The organism is Alloactinosynnema sp. L-07 (genome assembly GCF_900070365.1).
Taxonomy (GTDB): domain Bacteria; phylum Actinomycetota; class Actinomycetes; order Mycobacteriales; family Pseudonocardiaceae; genus Actinokineospora.
Window position 1 is genome coordinate 3,150,824 of the sequence record NZ_LN850107.1, and the last position, 17,965, is coordinate 3,168,788.

Below are 17,965 nucleotides of genomic sequence, written 5' to 3' on the forward strand. Positions count from 1 at the left end.
GGTGTTGCGCTACGAGACCCTCCCCGAGCGGCTGAACCTGGCGACGTACTTCCTCGACCGCAACGTCGACGAGGGCCGCGGCGACCGCACAGCCCTGCTCGGCGCGGGCGGCCCCACCACCTACGCCGAACTCGCGGGCCTGACCAACCAGGTCGGCCACGTCCTGCGCGACCTGGGCCTGCGCGCCGGACACCGGGTGCTGCTCGCACTCAACGACGGCGTCGAGTTCGTCGCCACCTGGTACGCCGCGCAGAAGCTCGGCGCCGTGACCGCCGAGGTCTACACATTCCTGCCCGCCAAGGACTACGCGTACTTCCTGGACTACACCCACGCCGACGTCGTCGTGGTCGACCCGGTGACGCTGGACCGGGTCCGCGAGGCGGGCACGGCGGGCAGGCAGGTGCTGGTCGTCGGCGCGGGCGGGCTGGACCTGCGCGACAACGAACACGACTTCGACGCCCTGGTCCCGGCCGCGCCGACCGACCTGGAGGCCCACCACAGCCTGCGCGACGACGTGGCGCTGTGGAAGTTCACCACCGGCAGCACGGGCACGCCGAAAGCGTGCGTGCACACCAATCGCGCCCCAGTGCTGAGCCACGACTGGTACGCACGCGGTGTCCTGGACCTGCGGGCCGACGACATCGTGCTGCCGGTGCCCAAGCTGTTCTTCGGCTACGCCCGCGACCTGGCCGCGCTGTACCCGTTCGGCGTCGGCGCGGCCGGGATCGTGTTCGCCGAGCGCACCACGCCCGAGCGGATCTTCGAGCTGATCGCCGAGCACCGGCCGACGATCCTGGTGAACGTGCCCACGATGATGAGCGCGATGGTCGCCCACCCGGCCGCCGCCGACCAGGACCTGAGCTGTCTGCGGCTGTGCACCTCGGCGGGTGAGGCGTTGCCGCCGGAGCTGCACCGCAAGTGGGACAAGGCGTTCGGCGTCGAGGTGGTCGACGGGATCGGCTCATCGGAGGCATACCACATCTACATCTCCAACCGGCCGGGCGCGGCGTCGACGGGCGTCGGCACGCTGGTCCCCGGCTACCGGGCGCGGGTGGTGGACCCGGACGGGGTCGAGGTGCCCGATGGTGAGACCGGCACGCTGGAGATCATCGGCGCGACCGCCGCCCTCGGCTACCACGGCGACCCGGAGAAGTCGGCGCGCACCTTCCCGGGCGGCGACACCGTGCATACCGGCGACCTGTTCAGCCGCGACGCCGACCACGTCTTCCACTATCAGGGCCGCGCCGACGACCTGCTCAAGGTGAGCGGGATCTGGGTGGCGCCCAGCGAGATCGAGCACTGCCTGATCGGGCATCCCGACGTGGTGGAGTGCGCGGTCACCGGGCACGAGACCGACGGGCTGGTCCGGCCGTACGCGTATGTGGTCGCACGAGCGGAGTTGGATGGCGAGGACCTGCGCGCCTACGTCCGCGAACGCCTGTCGCCACACAAGACCCCGGAACGCGTGATCTTCGTGGACGCGTTGCCGCGCACCATCAACGGCAAGCTCGACCGGCGTGCGCTGCGGCAGTTGGATGTGGCGCGATGAGGCTCGTGGTGGTCACCGGCGGCACCCGCGGCATCGGCGCGGCCATCGCCGCCCGGTTCCGGGACGCGGGCGACAAGGTGGTCGCGGTCGGCCGCGCGGATCTTGATGTCACCGACGAATCTGCGGTGACCGCGTTCTTCGCCGGGATGGCGGTGGACGTGCTGGTCAACAACGCGGGCATCGCCTCCAGCGCCCCACTCGCGAAGACCACCTTGGCCGACTGGCGGTCCCAAATGGACACCAATGCCGCGGGCGTCTTCCTGTGCACGCGCGCCGTGCTGCCGGGGATGGCCGAGCGCGACAGCGGCCGGATCGTCACCGTCGCGTCCGTCGCCGGGCTCGCCGGGTCGAAGTACACCTCGGCCTACACGGCCTCCAAGCACGCGGCGGTCGGCCTGACCAAAGCTGTGGCGGCGGAGGTGGCGGGGACGGGCGTGACCGCCAACGCCGTGTGCCCCGGTTTCGTGCGAACCGACATGACAGCGGAAACCGTGCGTCGGATCGAGGAACGCACTGGCCGCGACGGTGAAGCGGCGCTGGCGAAGATGTCGCCGCTGGGTCGGCTGATCGAACCTTCAGAAGTGGCTTTCGCGGTGGGTTTCCTCGCCGCGCCCGAGGCCGGGGCAATCAACGGCCAGACGCTCGTGCTTGATGGAGGAGGAGTTTCATGAGTCCGTTCAGGGCATCGCCCGGCTTTACCGAGAAGTGGGAGCACTTCGGGTTCACAGTCGCCGACGGAGTCGCCATGGTGACGCTGAACCGGCCGGAGAAGCTGAACGCGCTCACCTTCGACGTCTACGCCGACCTGCGCGACCTGCTCGCCGAACTCCCCCATCGCGGCGACGCGCGCGTGCTCGTGCTGCGCGGCGAAGGCCGGGGTTTCTGCTCCGGCGGCGACGTCGAGGAGATCATCGGCGAACTCCAGAAGATGGCACCCGCCGAGCTGCTCGACTTCACCCGGATGACCGGCGCCGTGGTCAAGGCGCTGCGCGAGTGCCCGCTTCCGGTGATCGCCGCGGTCAACGGCGTGGCGGCGGGCGCCGGGTCGGTCATCGCGCTGGCCAGCGACTTCCGGCTGCTGGCCGAGTCGGCGTCCTTCGCGTTCCTCTTCACCAAGGTCGGCCTCGCGGGCGCGGACATGGGCTCGGCCTACCTGCTGCCCCGCCTGATCGGCCTGGGCCGGGCCACCGAGCTGCTGATCCTCGGCGACAAGGTCGACAGCGCCAAGGCCGACCGGATCGGCCTGGCCACCCAGGTCGTCGCCGACGCCGACCTCGCCGCGACCACCGACGCGCTGGCCCGCAGGCTGGCTGACGGTCCCGCGCTGGCGTACTCGACGACCAAGGTGCTGCTGACCAGGGAGCTGGACATGGACCTGGGCAGCGCAATCGAGCTGGAGGCCATCACCCAGGCCCTGCTCATGAAGTCCACCGACCACAACGAGTTCTACACCGCGTGGACCGAGGGCCGCCGTCCGAAGTGGACCGGCCGGTGACCGCGCACGAGATCGTCACCGCGCCTGGCCTGGCCAAGCCGGTCGGCTTCGCCCACGCCGTCGTCGCCGCGCCCGGACGCACGGTGTACCTGGGCGGTCAGACCGCGCAGGACGCCGACAGCCAGATCGTCGGCACCACCATGGCCGAGCAGTTCGACCAGGCCGCGGGCAACGTGGTCGCCGCACTCGCGGCGGCGGGCGGCGAGCCGGGACACCTGGTGTCGCTGGTGATCTACGTGACCGACGTGGCCGGGTACAAGGCGGCACTGCCCGAGCTGGGCCCGTTGTGGCGCAAGCATTTCGGCAGGCACTACCCGGCGGTCGCGCTGCTCGGCGTGGTCGAGCTGTTCGACGCCGAGGCCATGATCGAGTTGATCGGAACGGCGGTCGTACCGTGAACGAGCTGAGCGCCCACACCGAGAAGGCCGCTGCGGGCCCACTGAAGGAGATCGCCGAGCGCGGCATCGCGGGCCGGATCAACCGGCCCCTGCTGTCGGCGCTGGCCGAACACGGGCTGCTCGGCCGCATCTTCCAGCGCGGCGCCGAAGGCTACATCCCGACGTCGGCGATGGACCTGTGCCTCATCCGCGAGGGCCTGGCCAGGCACTGCACCGAGGCCGAGACCGCGTTCGCGCTGCAGGGCCTTGGCGCGTACCCGATCCTGCTGGCCGGGTCGCCCGAGGTCGTCGAGCGCTGGATCCCGCGCATCGCGGCGGGCTCGGCGGCGGTCGGTTTCGCCCTGACCGAACCGGACGCGGGCTCCGACGCGGCTTCGCTGACCCTCAGCGCGACCGCCGACGGCGACGACTACGTCCTCAACGGCGAGAAGACCTACATCTCGCACGCGCCGGAGGCCGAGGTCTACTCGGTGTTCGCGCGCACGACCGAGGGCGTCGGCGCCAAGGGCATCACCGCGTTCGCCGTCGACCGCGACACCCCCGGCCTGACCGGCCAACACATCGACCTCATCGCCCCTCACCCGATCGGGCGACTCCGTTTCACCGACGTCCGCGTGCCGCGCGAGCGGGTACTCGGCGAGGTCGACGGCGGCTGGTCGGTGGCCATGCGCACCCTCGACATGTTCCGCCCCAGCGTCGGCGCCTTCGCCGTCGGCATGGCCCAGGCCGCCCTCGACGCCGCTGTCGCCCACGCCGCCCAGCGCCACGCCTTCGGCCGCTCCCTGTCCACCTTCCAGGGCGTCTCCCACCAACTCGCCGACGTCGCCACCCGCCTGCGCGCCGCCCGCCTGCTGGTCCACGACGCCGCCGCGGCCTACGACGCCGACCCCGGCCACACCGGCCACCTCTCGGCGATGGCCAAGCTGTTCGCCACCGAGACCGCCCAGGTGGCCGTCGACCTGGCCATCCAGGTCCACGGCGCCCGCGCCCTGGAACGCGGCCACCTGCTGGAACACCTGTACCGGGAAGTGCGCGCCCCCCGCATCTACGAGGGCGCCTCGGAGATCCAGCGCGAGATCATCGCCCGCAGCCTGTTCCGTCCTGTCGGTCCCTGATGCCACCATGATCGCATGACCGAAGAGGCCTTCTGGCTGCTGATCACCCGCGCCGCCGAACAGCCATGCGACCGCGAGGAACAAGCCGAGTGGCTGACCGAGGAACTGACCCGCCTGCCGGTCGACCAGATCGTCGCCTTCCAGATCAAGCTGTCCGAAGTCCGCCTCCGCGCCGACACCTGGCCGATGTGGGCCGCCGCCCGAGTCATTCAGGACGGCTTCTGCTCCGACGACAGCTTCTGGTACTTCCAACTCTGGCTGCTCACCCTGGGCCGCGCCACCTTCGCACGCGTCGTCGCCGACCCGGACACCCTCGCCGAGACCGACGCGGTGCGCGCCTTGGCCTCCCGCCCGATGAAGACCTGGTCGGACCAGGACTGGCCGGACTGGGAAAGCCTCGACTACGCCGCCCACGAGGCCTACCAGGACGCCACCGGCCGCGAAGCGGGCCTGGAACAGGCCCTGCTCGAAACCGGACACGACCTGCCCGTCAACCCGGACCCCGCCGCCATCACCTGGGACGTCGCCGAACCGGACGCGGTAGCCGAACACTTGCCCAAACTGACCTTCCTCTTCAGCGCCAAGGTCGCCTGACGTCTCACCGGTATTGGCGCCGTTGAGCGGCGAGGACGGCGGCCTTGAGATCGGCGGGCAACTCGACCACCTCGACCTCGATGTCGAACCCGCGTAGCGCGTGCGCCGCCCATGACCGCGCTGACGTGAAGTGGTGGGCCGCATCCGAATCGCAGAGACAGAGCATGAGCCTCGGCCGAGTCGGCAGGGTGGTGGCGACGTGCAGGAGTTTGAGTACGTCGGCGAGAACCTTGTTCTTCTGAGCCGACTTGGGAGGGCCGTGATGCGCCCAAGCCTCGACCAGAATCGAGAGCTGCTGATCAGCTCCATCGACCTCGATCCGGACGCCGTCGGCAAGCGCGAACCTACGAGGTCTCAGGGCGATCCCCAGCCTCGTACTCAAGAGATCAAGCATGGCGCGCTCGGCATCGCGCTGCTCGCGGCTATCGCCCGACGGACTCTCGACGTCCTCCGCGCGCACCAATGCCGGAGCATCGGTGATCGCGGTCGTCGTCGCGTTGGGGCGCCTGAGGTCGTTCACGATCTTGCCACTCGGGCCGACGTAGCGAGACAGCCTGCCGACGCGCTCCAGGCCGCGACACACCTGATTGATCGACTGTCGTGGGCTGACCCCGAGTCGGAACGCCAACTCGTCGTCATCCAACGCGCGATCGCAGCGTCGAAGCTCCTCCAACACGCGGTGCGCAATGGTGGCCTCCGTCATGTGACCATCTTCGCCCGGCGAACGAAGTGACGCAGATCGTGACGCCCGCGTCTCGCCATAAATCGGATGAGCGGATCCTTGGCTTGACCTAGCCTGGTGAACGTGATGCACCAACAGTTCTACCTCTGAGGGACAACGCCTCCCCCGGTACCGCGGACCGCGGTGCCGTCTTCGTCCTTTCACGCATCACTTTTCTCGGAGGCAATTCCCCATGTCATCTCACGTTTCGCTCACCCCTGCGCGCGCGGCGCACGTCCGTATGTCCGACGTCCACCTGTCCTTCGGCGGCAGGCCCGTGCTCGCCGGGGTCGACCTTGTCGCCGCCGCCGGTGACCGGGTCGCCGTGGTCGGGGAGAACGGCCGCGGCAAGACCACCCTGCTCCAGGTGCTCGCGGGCGACCTGCCCGTCGACAGCGGGGAAGTGCGCCGACTGGGCTCGGTCGGCGTCGCCGACCAGCAGCTTCCCCTGGACGGCACCGTCGGCGACCTGATCGACCTGGAGCTGGCCGCCGCGCGCGATGCCCTGTCCCGCTTGGAGAGCGCCACCGAAGCGCTCACCGACGGCCGTCCCGGCGCGGACGGTGCCTACGCCGCCGCGCTCGCGGAGGCCGAGACACTCGACGCGTGGGACGCCGATCGGCGGGTCGAGATCTCACTGGCCGCGCTGAACGCCATCGGCGACCGCACCCGTCCGCTCGGGACCCTGTCGGTCGGGCAGCGCCACCGCGTGCGGCTGGCCTGTCTGCTGGGTGCCGGGCACAGCGTGCTGTTGCTTGACGAGCCAACCAACCACCTCGACGCCACCGGCCTCGACCATCTCACCGAGCGCCTGCGTGCCCACCCCGGTGTGGTCGTGCTGGTCAGCCACGACCGGGCACTGCTCGCCGACGTGGCCACGACGGTGGTCGACCTCGACCCGTCCAGCGACGGCAAGCCACGGGTCTACGGCGGCGGTTACGTGACCTATGTCGAGACCCGCCACGCCGAGCGGGCCCGCTGGGAGGCACTGCACACCGAGCAACTCGTCGAGCGGAAGCGACTGGCCGACGACCTGTCCGCGGCACAGAACCGGCTCCAGGACAGCTGGCGGCCCGGCAAGGGCCACGGCAAGCACACCCGCGCCACCCGCGCACCAGGCCTGGTCCGAGCCGTGCGCCGACGCCAGGAGGACCTGGCCGAGCACGTGGTGGCGATCCCGCCGCCGCCGGTCCGGTTCGCCATGCCCGACCTGCCGGAACACCGCGGCACGACCCTGCTCCGCGCCGACGAGGTCACCGTTGCGGGCAGGCTCGCGCACCCAGTCGACCTGGCACTGGACTCAGGCGACCGGCTGGTGGTCACCGGCTCGAACGGCGCGGGCAAGTCGACCCTGCTGACCGTGCTTTCGGGCGATCTGGAGCCCACCACGGGCACCGTCACCCGGGCCCGGCCGGTGCGGCTCAGGCGGTTGGGCCAGGAGTCCGACCTACCTGCCAGGCGCTCGGCGGTGGAGGTCTACGACGAACATCTGGCCCGGTCAGGTGTTCAGGGACCGGGTCTGGGAGAACTGGGCCTGCTGGACCGACACGACACGCACCGGCCGGTTGCCGAACTGTCGATCGGCGCCCGCAGGCGGCTGGACCTGGCGCTGGTACTGGCCGCCCGCCCGCACGTGTTGCTACTTGACGAGCCGACCAACCACCTGTCGGCCGCCCTCGTCGACGAGCTCACCGCCGCGTTCGGATCCACCCCGGCCGCGGTGGTGATCGCCACGCACGACCGGCAACTGTTGCGCGACACCGCGTCCTGGCCCCGACTGGCCTTGTGATCCTTGCGGTCCGTCGATACCTAACACTACTATGCATTACACATCTAGGGTGTCGCCGAGCGGAGGTCGCGTGAAAGTCACCAAGGATCTCGTGGCCGCCTCGGCGACCCCGATGGTGTTAGGCATCTTGGCCGAGGCGGACAGCTACGGGTACGCCATCCTCAGGCGGATCAACGAGCTGTCGGGCGGAAAGCTGGACTGGACCGAGGGACTGCTCTATCCGCTGCTGCACCGGCTTGAGCGCCTAGGCCACGTGGAGTCCAACTGGCAGTCGGTCGCCGGGGAACGGCGGCGCAAGTACTACCGCATCACCAGCAGTGGCCGGGCTGAGCTCGCCGAGCAGCGCCGCCAGTGGGACACGGTGGTGGACACACTCAAGGAGATCTGGCCCGGCGACACCAGGCCGTCGATCGCGATCCCGTTGGGGGGCCACGCATGACCGACGGTCAGGACGAACTGGAGGTCCAGTTCACCCAGTGGCGCCAGTACGTGCAGCGCCGCCGGGAGCTGCGGCCCGCCGACGTCGAGGAACTGGAGGACCACCTCAGGGGTTCCGTCGACGAGCTCGTGACCGCGGGCCTCCACCCCGACGAGGCGTTCCTGGTCGCGGTCAAACGCATGGGCAGCCTGGACGAGCTGTCCCGCGAGTTCGCCAGGGAACACTCGGACCGGCTGTGGACGCAACTGGTGCTGACCGGCGAGACCGACAGCCCGGCGGCCGACACCCGATCCCGCCGCGACCTGCTCGCGATGACGATCTGCGCGGCGGGCGCGGCGGCGTCCATCAAGGTGCCGGAACTGTTCGGCATGGACTTCGAACAGGACGGCGCGTTCTATGGGCCGAACATCGGCCTGTTCGCGCTGCCCTGGCTGGCGGCGTTCCTGGCCTGGCGCCGCCACGCCACGAAGACACTGATCGGCGTCCTGCTCGCACTGTTCACACTCGGCGCCGTCGCGGCCAACGCCTATCCGCTCACCGACGGCTCCCAATCGGTGGTCCTGACCAGCATCCACCTCCCCATCGCCCTGTGGTTCGTAGTCGGCCTCGCCTACGTCGCCGACGACGTGCGCTCGCCACGCAGACGCATGGACTTCATCCGCTTCACCGGCGAATGGTTCGTCTACTCAGTTCTGATCGCCCTCGGCGGCGGCGTCCTGATCGCCTTCATGTTCGGCACCTTCGAGGCCATCGGGATCTCCCCGGAAACCTTCATCACCCAGTGGCTCCTCCCTTGCGGCGCCACCGCGGCGGTCGTGGTGGCCGGGTGGCTCGTCGAGGCCAAGCAGAGTGTCGTCGAGAACATCGCCCCGGTACTCACGCGCCTGTTCACCCCACTGTTCACCGCGGCACTGCTGGCGTTCCTCGTCGCCGTCGTGGTCACCACCTCCGGCATCGACGTCGAGCGGGAGGCGTTGATCCTGTTCGACCTTTTGCTGGTCGTGGTCCTGGGATTGCTCCTGTACTCGATCTCGGCGCGCGACCCGCTGGCCCCGCCCGGACTGTTCGACAGGCTCCAACTCGCCCTCGTGGTCAGCGCGCTGGCCATCGATGTGCTGGTATTGGTGGAGATCACCGGGCGTATCACCGAGTACGGCACCACTCCTAACAAGGCGGCGGCGCTCGGGGAGAACGTCATTCTGCTGGCGAACCTGGCGTGGTCGGCTTGGCTGGTCTTCGGGCTCGTCCGGCGGCAGGCTCCCTTTGCGACACTCGAACGGTGGCAGACCACGTATCTTCCGGTCTATGCGGCATGGGCGTGGATTGTGGTCCTGCTCTTCCCGCCGCTGTTCAGCTACCTCTGACGAGTGGGCTCGTTCGTGCTTCGACTTGGGCACCGACATCCGCTTCACCGAGACGGAGGCGGCCACCACGAACGAATGCGTCCATTGTGGATCTACAGGTGCGGAGTGCGCCCCTCATGCCAGTGCGGGTAGTTCCGCCAGCGCACGGTCCACTTCGTCCTGCGGCAATTCGTGGTCGACCATCTCCCCGCGCAGGTACGCGTCATAGGCGGGCAGGTCCAGATGGGCGTGCCCGCAAAGCGCCGTGAGGATCACCTTTGACTCGCCCGATTCCCGGCAGCGCACCGCTTCCCGGACGCATTCCGCCAACGCGTGCGTCGGTTCCGGCGCCGGGATGATTCCCTCGGTGCGGGCGAACCGAACCCCCGCCGTGAAGCACTCCACCTGTGGGATCGCGACCGCCTCGATCAGCCCGAGCTCGTAGATGTGCGACATCAGCGGCGACATCCCGTGATACCGCAGCCCGCCCGCGTGGATCGGGTCGGGAATGAATCCGTGCCCCAGCGTGTGCATCTTGAACAGCGGCGTCAGGCCCGCGGTGTCCCCGAAGTCGTAGGCGTAGACGCCCTTGGTCAGCGACGGGCATGCCGACGGCTCGACCGCGCGGATGGTCGGCGACATCCGGCCCGCGAGCTTCTCCCGCAGGAAGGGAAACGCCAGGCCGCCGAAGTTCGAGCCGCCGCCGGTGCAGCCGACGATCACGTCCGGGGTGTCCCCGGCGAGTTCGAACTGCTTGAGCGCCTCCTCCCCGATCACCGTCTGGTGCATCAGCACGTGGTTGAGCACGCTGCCCAGCGCGTAGCGGGTGTCGGCGTCGCCCGCGGCCATCTCGACGGCCTCGCTGATGGCGATGCCGAGGCTGCCGGTGGAGTCCGGGTGCTCGGCCAACACCGCGCGGCCGGACGCGGTGAGGTCCGACGGGCTCGGGTGCACGGTGGCCCCGAACGTCTCCATCATGATCTTCCGATACGGCTTCTGGTCGTACGAGGCGCGGACCTGCCATACCTCGCACTCCAGGCCGAACACCGCGCACGCGAACGCCAGCGCGCTCCCCCACTGGCCCGCGCCGGTCTCCGTCGTCAGTTTCCGCACGCCCTCACGCGCGTTGTAGAACGCTTGCGGGACCGCCGTGTTCGGCTTGTGCGAGCCGACCGGGCTGACACCCTCGTACTTGTAGTAGATCCGCGCGGGCGTCCCGAGCGAGCGTTCGAGGCGGTGGGCGCGGAACAGCGGCGACGGCCGCCACAGCCGGTAGACATCCAGCACCTCGTCGGGAATGTCGACATAACTCTCCTGCGACACCTCCTGCAGGATCAGCGCCTGCGGGAACAGCGGCGCCAAGTCCGCGGGCCCTACGGGCTGCTTGGTCCCCGGGTGCAGCGGCGGCGGTGGCGGCTCAGGCAGGTCGGGGACGATGTTGTACCACTGCGTCGGCAGGTCGGACTCGTCGAGCAGGAACTTGGTGCGCATGCTCCGCCTCCCGGATCGTCGTTCCGACCAACGCTAGAACTCGCGCGCTCACCCGGCCACCGGACGCGCGCTTGCTACGGTGAAAGGGTGAACGTCGAGGTGACTCCCCTGCCGGGCATCGGCACGCGCCAGGACTTCGAGCTGCGCTCCGGACGGCGGATCGGGGTGATCGCGCACCGCGACGGCCACACCGACCTGATCGTGTCCAAGCAGGACGATCCCGACTCGTGTGTCGCGTCGATCCCGATGACCCCCGAGGAGTCGAGCACGCTCGCGGGCCTGCTCGGCGCGCCGCATCTGGTCGTGCGGCTCGAAGAGCAGCACAAGGAAGTCACCGGGATCACCACCCGGCAGCTCCCGATCGTGCCCGGGTCGCCGTTCGACGATCGCACGCTCGGCGACACCGCGCTGCGCACCCGCACGGCCGTGTCCGTGGTGGCGGTCGTCCGCGGCGGCACCGTGCACCCGTCGCCCACGCCGGACTTCCGGTTCGTCGGTGGCGACCTGCTGGTCACCGTCGGCACCACCGATGGCCTGGCCGCCGCGGCGGATCTGCTGGAAACCGGCTGAGCGGCCCGTGCACAACCCCGCTATCGCCCTGATCGAGCTGGGCGCGGTCTTCTTCGGCCTCGGGCTGCTCGGCAGGCTCGCCTGGAAGATCGGCATCTCGCCCATCCCGCTGTACCTGGTCGGCGGCCTGGCCTTCGGCGCGGGCGGACTCATCCCACTGGAAGGCATCGAGGAGTTCGCCGAACTCGCCGGTGAGATCGGCGTGGTCCTGCTGTTGCTTCTGCTCGGCCTGGAGTACTCGGCCGACGAACTGGTGACCGGTCTGCGTCGGTCCTGGCTGGCGGGCCTGCTGGACATCGTGCTCAACGCCGCACCAGGAGTCGCGGTGGCGCTGATCCTGGGCTGGGGCCCGGTCGGAGCCATGGTGATGGCGGGAGTCACCTACATCTCGTCGTCAGGCATCATCGCCAAGGTCCTGGGCGACCTCGGGCGGCTGGGCAACCGGGAGACACCGGTCGTCCTGTCGATCCTGGTGTTCGAGGACCTGGCCATGGCCGTCTACCTGCCCATCCTCACCGCCGTCCTGGCGGGCGCGACGCTGCTGGGCGGGCTCACCGCCGTGGGGATCTCGCTGGTCGTGATCACCGTGGTACTGGTGATCGCGCTGCGCTTCGGTCGGTTCGTGTCGATGCTGGTCGACAGCCCCGAACCCGAGGTGTTCCTCCTCCGGGTGCTCGGCGCGGCTCTGCTCGTGGCGGGGGTGGCCTCGCAGCTGCAGGTCTCGGCCGCGGTGGGCGCCTTCCTGCTCGGCATCGCGATCTCCGGGTCGACCGCGGAGAACGCCACGAAGCTGCTGGAACCCCTGCGCGACCTGTTCGCGGCGATGTTCTTCGTCGTCTTCGGGCTCAACACCGACCCGTCCACCATCCCGCCGGTCCTCGCCTACGCCGTCGGCCTCGCCGTGGTGACCACGCTGACCAAGGTCGCCACCGGCTGGTGGGCCGCTCGCCGCCAGGGCATCTCCCGCATGGGCCGCGCCCGCACCGGCGCCGCCCTCGTCGCCCGCGGCGAGTTCTCCATCGTCATCGCAGGCCTCGCCGTGACCGCCGGCGCCGTCGACGGCCAACTCGCCGCCCTGGCCACGGCCTATGTCCTGCTGATGGCGATCATCGGCCCGGTCGCCGCTCGCGTGGTCGAACCGGTAGCCAACGCGCTGCGCCGAAAGACCGCGAGCTAGTGTCCTGCACCCGAAATCCGCCACATAATTCGGCGGCCCAGCTTCCCGCTGGCCGCACGGCCGAAAAGCCCACGGACAACCAGTACGAGAACCTTCCGTCCGCACACCCAGCGGAAACCTGGACCACCGACTTATGCACCGGATTTCGGGTGCAGAACACTAGTTCAGGTCGGCTAGAACTAGCCCGCTGCGCGGTTTGGGCGTGAAGTAGGTGCTCTTGCGCGGCATCCGCCTGCCCGCGGCGTGGATCGTCAGCACGTCGGCGAGCGGGACCGGCGCGATCAGGATCACCGCCTCCGCGTCGGCGCCCGGCTCGCGGCCGTTCGGCAGCGTCCGCACCCGCGGACCCTCCGGGTCGATCCCGAGTGCCTTGTGCACCATCAGCTCCTCGACCACGGCGTGATCGATGCGCGGCAGCGCGTCGACGGGATCGGTCGGCGGCAGCTCCACGACCAGTGATCGGCCGCCGCACCGGACCACGACCGTGCCCGGCACCGTGGGAGCGGGCGCGTCAGGGGCATCGCGGACCACGAGACCGCACGCACGCCACGCGTCGGCCAGCGCCTCGGCCGAGAGTCCCGTGCCGACGAGCACCCGGTGGAACGCCCCGATGCGCAGCAGCGGACCGGCGGTGACCAGGGCGAGGATGCCGTCGAGCTTGGCGGCGGCGGCCGCGGCGACCCGGTGGTTGCCGTCGGCCACGAGCAGCGGCTGGGCGGCGGCCACCGCCATGATCGCGTCCCGGATGAGGCCGGGGCCCAGCAGCCAGAGCCGGTGCCTGCGCCCTGCGGCATCCACAGTGGACACAGCGGGTGCGCCTGCCGCGGCGATGGCGTCGGTGACCGCGGCGGTGAGCTGTTCGCCGTCGGACACCGGGACCAGCAGCGCCGCGCTCGTCGCGCAGCCAAGTCCGGCCAGCACGGCGGCGCGCTCGGCCACCACGTCCGGGTAGACCTGTTCGGTATGCACGACCCGGCTCGTGCCGTCGCCAGCCACCGCGGCGGGGTCGACCATGCAGAGCAGGCCGGTGGCCGACCCGTCCGGACCGTCCACCTGATAGGGCGCGACCACGTCGTCGACCGACCGGTACGCGCCGATGACCAGGTTTTGAAGCGCGCGACGAGCCGCGGGCAACGCTTGCAGCAGGCTCAGGCCGTCGGCCAGCGCCGCCGGGGTGCGGTGTGGGTGCTGCACGGCCAGCAACGTCCCACGCGCCGCACCCGGCTGGGCGAGTGCGGCGGTGACGCGGTGCGGCTCGGCGAACTCGTCGACGTCCGGTCCGGGCACCTCGGAGCGGACGATCCAACCGCGCTTGATCGGACGTACCCAGCCAGTCATGGGACCATCCTGCCTGTCAGGAGGGTCCCCGCGCTAAAGAATGAATCGTGCCGGGCTCAGAGCCCGACCGAGCTGTAGAGCGAGCCGACCTCCGGCCGGTTGAGCGCGCGGATCGACCCCGGCCGCTGGTTGCCCAGGTGGACATCGCCGATGCGGGTGCGGACCAGCTTGAGCACCGGGTGCCCGACCTCTTCGAGGATGCGGCGCACGATGTGCTTGCGCCCCTCGTGCAGCACGACCTCGACCAGCGCTTTGCCCGCGAAGTTGTCGACCAGCCGGAACGAGTCGACGCGCGCCGGGCCGTCGTCGAGCATGACACCCTCGCGCAGGCGTTTGCCCACGTCGCGGGCGACCGGTCCGGGCACCTCGGCGAGGTAGGTCTTGGCCACCTCGAACGACGGGTGCATCAGCCGGTGGGCCAGGTCGCCGTCGTTGGTGAGCAGCAGCAGCCCCTCGGTGTCGGCGTCGAGCCTGCCGACGTGGAACAGCTTGTCGACGCGGTCGCGCAGATAGTCGCCGACACACGGGCGCCCACGGTCGTCATCCATGGTGCTGTGCACCCCCCGCGGCTTGTTCAGCGCGAGGTACACGCGGTCATCGCGGACGACGACGCGCACGCCGTCGACATGGATGACGACGCTGAGCGGGTCGACCCGCATGCCCTGCTCGCGCACGGTCTCGCCGTCGACGCTCACCCGGCCCTGATCGATCAGGTCCTCAGCGGCCCGGCGCGAGGCGACTCCCGCGTTCGAGAGCACCTTCTGCAGCCGGATGCCTTCCGGCCCGGGACTATTCGACATCGTCAATCGCATCCACTTCTGGCAATAGCGGAGCGATCGGGGGCAGGTCCTCCAGGGAGGACAGCCCCAACCGCTCCAGGAACAGCTCGGTTGTTCGGTACAGGATCCCACCGGTCTCGGCGTCCGTGCCCGTCTCCTGGATCAGGCCCCGGACGACCAAGGTGCGGATCACGCCGTCGACGTTCACCCCACGCACCGCGGCCACCCGCGACCGGGTGACCGGCTGCCGATAAGCGATGACGGCGAGAGTCTCCAACGCCGCCCTGGTGAGCTTCGCGCGCTGCCCGTCGAGCAGAAACTTCTCCACGACAGGCGCGTACTTGTCACGAGTGTAGAACCGCCACCCCTCACCCACGCGCCGCAGGTCTATCCCGCTGCCCTGCCCGGCGTACCGCCCGGAGATCCGACGCAGGGCCAACCGCACCCGCGCGACGCTCTGATCGACCGCGAGCGCGAGCACCTCGTCCTCAACGGGCGCGTCTACGACGAGCAGAAGGGCTTCGAGGGCGGAGTCGAGGTCGTCGTCCTCGGTGAGGTCGGGGAAGGAGCCGGTCGCGACAAGATCCCCAGAGTCCGGCGCGTCGGCACTCCCGTCGACATCAGCTGTCCCATCGGCCCCGCCAACCTCAGCGGCATCAGCGGTCCCGAGAGTCTCAGGTGTCTCTTGCGTCTCGGGTGTCTCGACTGTCTCGGCAGGCTCCGCTGCCCCATCCACGGGGATCACCCGTACTCCTCATCTTCCGCGTCCGTCGCCACGCCCGAGGCCAGTTCGGCCTCCGCGACCGTCCCACCGGTCCACTCCACGCGCAGTTCGCCCAGCGGGTCGTGCTGTTCGAACAGCACCGTGGCCTCCCGGTACAGCTCCAGCAGCGCCAGGAAGCAGGCGACGACCTCGATGGTGTGCTCACAGTCCGCCGTCAGCTCGGCGAAGCTCGCCGTCCCCATCGCCGCCAGCTTCACCCGCAGCTGGGCCGCGGTCTCACGGACCGACACCTTCCCCATGTGCAGGTGATCCAGCGACAGCGTCGGCGGCGGCTTCGGCCGGAAGACCGCCGCCGCGATCTCGGCGAACCGCTGCGGATCGACCCCGAGCATCACCTCGGGCAGCAACTGCTGGAACCGGTCCTCCAACGCCACCGACCGCGGGTACCGCCGCAGCGCGTTTTGTTCCAGTTCCGCGAACAGGGCCGCGACCTGCTTGTACGCCCGATACTGCAGGAGCCGGGCGAACAGCAGGTCCTTGGCCTCCAGCAGCGCCAGGTCGTCCTCGTCCTCGACATCACCCTGGGGCAGCAGCCTGGCCGCCTTCAAGTCCAGCAGCGTGGCCGCGACGACCAGGAACTCGGTGGTCTCGTCGAGGTCCCAGTCGTCGCCGAGGGACTTGATGTGGGCGATGAAATCGTCTGTGACGCGGTGCAGCGCCACCTCGGTGACGTCCATCTGGTGCTGGGAGATCAGCTGCAGCAGCAGGTCGAACGGGCCCTCGAAATTCGATAGCCGGACGGTGAACTTCCCGCTGGCTACTGGTTCATGGGTGGGAACGTCGGCCACCGCGGTCACTGCTCGTCGTCCTGGCGCAGCCTGCGCACCAGGACGGAGTCCGCGCCGTGGTCCTGCAGGTCGGCGAGGATCACGGCGACGGCTTCGCGCACCACTCGGCCGCGGTCCACGGCCAGGCCGTGGGACGCGCGCAGGGCGAGACGGGCGTGTTCGAGAGCGAGCAATTCCTCATCCGAGACGTAAACCGTGATCTTCGAGTTGTGCTTCTGCCGCGGTGTGCCACGTGGGTAGGTCACCGCGCCAGCACCTCGCGGGCCAGTTGACGATACGCCTTCGCCCCTGCCGAGCGTGGGGCCCAGGTGGTGATGGGCTCACCGGCGACCGTGGTCTCGGGGAAACGAACAGTGCGGTTGATGACCGTGTCGAACACCGTCTCGCCGAACGCCTCGACCACCCGCGACATGACTTCGCGTGAGTGCAGCGTGCGCGGGTCGAACATGGTGGCGAGGATGCCGGTGATGTCCAGCTTCGGGTTGAGCCGGTCGCGCACCTTGTCGATGGTGTCGATGAGCAGCGCCACCCCGCGCAGGCTGAAGAACTCGCACTCCAGCGGGATCAGCACGCCGTCGGCGGCGGTCAGCGCGTTCACGGTGAGCAGGCCGAGCGAGGGCTGGCAGTCGACCAGGATGTAGTCGTACTCGTCGATCACCGGTCGGATCGTGCGCAGCAGGGTGTGTTCGCGGCCGACCTCGGTGACCAGTTGCACCTCGGCGGCGGACAGGTCGATGTTGCTCGGCAGCAGGTCCATGTTCTCCACGCACGTGCGGATCACCACGTCGTGAATGCCGACCGACCGCTCGATCAGCACGTTGTAGATGGTCTGTTCGAGCTGGTGGGCCGGGATGCCTAAGCCGACGGACAGCGCGCCCTGCGGGTCGAAGTCGACCAGCAGCACGCGGCGGCCGAACTCGGTGAGCGCGGCGCCGAGGTTGATCGTGGACGTCGTCTTGCCGACGCCGCCCTTCTGGTTGCAGACGGCGAGCACCCTGGCCGGGCCGTGCCCGCTGAGCAGCGGCGGCTCCGGGATGTGGCGGCGCGGTCTCCCTGTCGCCCCCACGCCGTTGCCACCACCCGAGTCGTCAAGCTGTTCGTCCTCGTCGGACGCGGCGCGCGGCGCGATGCTCAGCTCGACCGCGCCGCGCCCCGATTGCGGAAGTGTCGACATGGCGATCTAGCTCCTTGTCGCCTGCGAACCTGTCTACCGCAGAGTAAAGGGACACCCGGTCCCCACCTACGCGGCTCGCCGGTGGGCAGGTCAGGTGTCGGAAGGCGTCAGCGCGCCGAGAACGGAGTCCAGGAGACCGGGAAATGCCTGGTCGAGGTCGTCGCGGCGGATCGAGAGCCACCGCTGGTTGCCGTCCGGGCGGGTGTGGGTGACCCCCGCCTCGCGCAGCACGCGCAGATGCTGCGACAGAGTCGACTTGGCCACCGCGACCTCGAGGTTCCCGCAGGACATCTCCTGCGCCCGCGCGAGCTGCGCGACCACGGCGAGCCGCGTCGGGTCACTGAGCGCGTGCAGCACACCTGGCAGGGTCACCTGCGCGATTTCAGGCTCGTCCAGTTCGCTCATCCGGCACCTCCAGGGC

20 protein-coding genes are annotated in these 17,965 nt (G+C 69.7%); 11 read left to right on the forward strand and 9 right to left on the reverse strand.

The window, feature by feature from the left end:
* Nucleotide 1: 1 nt before the first annotated feature.
* From BN1701_RS13890 to BN1701_RS13915, 6 genes are read left to right on the forward strand one after another with little or no spacing between them, the layout of a single operon-like run.
* On the forward strand, nt 2-1,549 hold the full coding sequence (locus BN1701_RS13890) for a benzoate-CoA ligase family protein (protein WP_231949596.1): 1,548 nt from the start codon (nt 2-4) through the stop codon (nt 1,547-1,549).
* Complete coding sequence (locus BN1701_RS13895; protein ID WP_054048984.1) at nt 1,546-2,220, forward strand: SDR family NAD(P)-dependent oxidoreductase; 675 nt, start codon at nt 1,546-1,548, stop codon at nt 2,218-2,220. The genes BN1701_RS13890 and BN1701_RS13895 overlap by 4 nt, the downstream gene beginning before the upstream one ends.
* On the forward strand, nt 2,217-3,044 hold the full coding sequence (locus BN1701_RS13900; protein ID WP_054048986.1) for an enoyl-CoA hydratase family protein: 828 nt from the start codon (nt 2,217-2,219) through the stop codon (nt 3,042-3,044). The genes BN1701_RS13895 and BN1701_RS13900 overlap by 4 nt, the downstream gene beginning before the upstream one ends.
* Nucleotides 3,041-3,442: a RidA family protein gene (locus BN1701_RS13905; protein ID WP_082860340.1), complete on the forward strand. Its 402-nt coding sequence runs from the start codon at nt 3,041-3,043 to the stop codon at nt 3,440-3,442. Before BN1701_RS13900 ends, BN1701_RS13905 begins: the two co-directional genes overlap by 4 nt.
* Nucleotides 3,439-4,557, forward strand: coding sequence for an acyl-CoA dehydrogenase family protein (locus BN1701_RS13910; protein ID WP_054048990.1), 1,119 nt, complete (start codon nt 3,439-3,441; stop codon nt 4,555-4,557). The genes BN1701_RS13905 and BN1701_RS13910 overlap by 4 nt, the downstream gene beginning before the upstream one ends.
* Before the next feature lie 15 nt (nt 4,558-4,572).
* Nucleotides 4,573-5,151, forward strand: a complete 579-nt coding sequence (locus BN1701_RS13915; RefSeq protein WP_054048992.1) for a DUF4240 domain-containing protein — start codon at nt 4,573-4,575, stop codon at nt 5,149-5,151.
* Nucleotides 5,152-5,155: 4 nt separating this feature from the next.
* On the opposite strand, the gene BN1701_RS13920 is transcribed toward BN1701_RS13915, so the two are convergent.
* On the reverse strand, nt 5,156-5,968 hold the full coding sequence (locus tag BN1701_RS13920; protein ID WP_157367970.1) for a hypothetical protein: 813 nt from the start codon (nt 5,966-5,968) through the stop codon (nt 5,156-5,158).
* A gap of 97 nt (nt 5,969-6,065) precedes the next feature.
* Here BN1701_RS13920 and BN1701_RS13925 point away from each other — a divergent pair, with 97 nt between their 5' ends.
* From BN1701_RS13925 to BN1701_RS13935, 3 genes are all read left to right on the forward strand, one after another.
* On the forward strand, nt 6,066-7,661 hold the full coding sequence (locus BN1701_RS13925; RefSeq protein ID WP_054048996.1) for an ABC-F family ATP-binding cassette domain-containing protein: 1,596 nt from the start codon (nt 6,066-6,068) through the stop codon (nt 7,659-7,661).
* 70 nt (nt 7,662-7,731) lie between these two features.
* Entirely contained in the window at nt 7,732-8,100 is a 369-nt protein-coding gene (locus tag BN1701_RS13930; RefSeq protein WP_054048998.1) for a PadR family transcriptional regulator, read from the forward strand.
* A complete protein-coding gene (locus BN1701_RS13935; protein WP_054049000.1) occupies nt 8,097-9,464 on the forward strand; it encodes a permease prefix domain 1-containing protein in 1,368 nt (455 codons plus the stop codon). The genes BN1701_RS13930 and BN1701_RS13935 overlap by 4 nt, the downstream gene beginning before the upstream one ends.
* Nucleotides 9,465-9,578: 114 nt before the next feature.
* Here BN1701_RS13935 and BN1701_RS13940 read toward each other — a convergent pair whose 3' ends face one another.
* On the reverse strand, nt 9,579-10,934 hold the full coding sequence (locus tag BN1701_RS13940) for a TrpB-like pyridoxal phosphate-dependent enzyme (RefSeq protein ID WP_054049002.1): 1,356 nt from the start codon (nt 10,932-10,934) through the stop codon (nt 9,579-9,581).
* An 87-nt stretch (nt 10,935-11,021) separates the two neighbouring features.
* On the opposite strand from BN1701_RS13940, the gene BN1701_RS13945 reads away from it, so the two are divergent.
* Nucleotides 11,022-11,504 carry a cation:proton antiporter regulatory subunit gene (locus BN1701_RS13945; protein ID WP_054049005.1) on the forward strand — a complete coding sequence of 161 codons (483 nt, stop codon included), beginning with the start codon at nt 11,022-11,024 and terminating at the stop codon, nt 11,502-11,504.
* A 7-nt stretch (nt 11,505-11,511) separates the two neighbouring features.
* Nucleotides 11,512-12,681 carry a cation:proton antiporter gene (locus tag BN1701_RS13950; RefSeq protein WP_054055846.1) on the forward strand — a complete coding sequence of 390 codons (1,170 nt, stop codon included), beginning with the start codon at nt 11,512-11,514 and terminating at the stop codon, nt 12,679-12,681.
* Nucleotides 12,682-12,840: 159 nt separating this feature from the next.
* On the opposite strand, the gene BN1701_RS13955 is transcribed toward BN1701_RS13950, so the two are convergent.
* From BN1701_RS13955 to BN1701_RS13985, 7 genes are all read right to left on the reverse strand, one after another.
* A complete protein-coding gene (locus BN1701_RS13955; protein WP_054049007.1) occupies nt 12,841-14,019 on the reverse strand; it encodes a DUF1015 family protein in 1,179 nt (392 codons plus the stop codon).
* A 56-nt stretch (nt 14,020-14,075) separates the two neighbouring features.
* Entirely contained in the window at nt 14,076-14,819 is a 744-nt protein-coding gene (locus tag BN1701_RS13960) for a pseudouridine synthase (protein WP_054049009.1), read from the reverse strand.
* A complete protein-coding gene (scpB, locus tag BN1701_RS13965; RefSeq protein WP_231949597.1) occupies nt 14,809-15,543 on the reverse strand; it encodes an SMC-Scp complex subunit ScpB in 735 nt (244 codons plus the stop codon). The genes BN1701_RS13960 and scpB overlap by 11 nt, the downstream gene beginning before the upstream one ends.
* The gene (locus tag BN1701_RS13970; protein WP_054049011.1) at nt 15,540-16,379 is read right to left on the reverse strand and encodes a ScpA family protein; all 840 of its coding nucleotides are present in this window, start codon (nt 16,377-16,379) and stop codon (nt 15,540-15,542) included. The genes scpB and BN1701_RS13970 overlap by 4 nt, the downstream gene beginning before the upstream one ends.
* Nucleotides 16,376-16,678, reverse strand: coding sequence for a hypothetical protein (locus BN1701_RS13975; RefSeq protein ID WP_369800675.1), 303 nt, complete (start codon nt 16,676-16,678; stop codon nt 16,376-16,378). Before BN1701_RS13975 ends, BN1701_RS13970 begins: the two co-directional genes overlap by 4 nt.
* Complete coding sequence (locus tag BN1701_RS13980) at nt 16,612-17,544, reverse strand: ParA family protein (RefSeq protein ID WP_054049015.1); 933 nt, start codon at nt 17,542-17,544, stop codon at nt 16,612-16,614. Before BN1701_RS13980 ends, BN1701_RS13975 begins: the two co-directional genes overlap by 67 nt.
* Nucleotides 17,545-17,634: 90 nt before the next feature.
* Nucleotides 17,635-17,949 carry a helix-turn-helix transcriptional regulator gene (locus BN1701_RS13985; protein ID WP_054049017.1) on the reverse strand — a complete coding sequence of 105 codons (315 nt, stop codon included), beginning with the start codon at nt 17,947-17,949 and terminating at the stop codon, nt 17,635-17,637.
* Between the last annotated feature and the right edge of the window lie 16 nt (nt 17,950-17,965).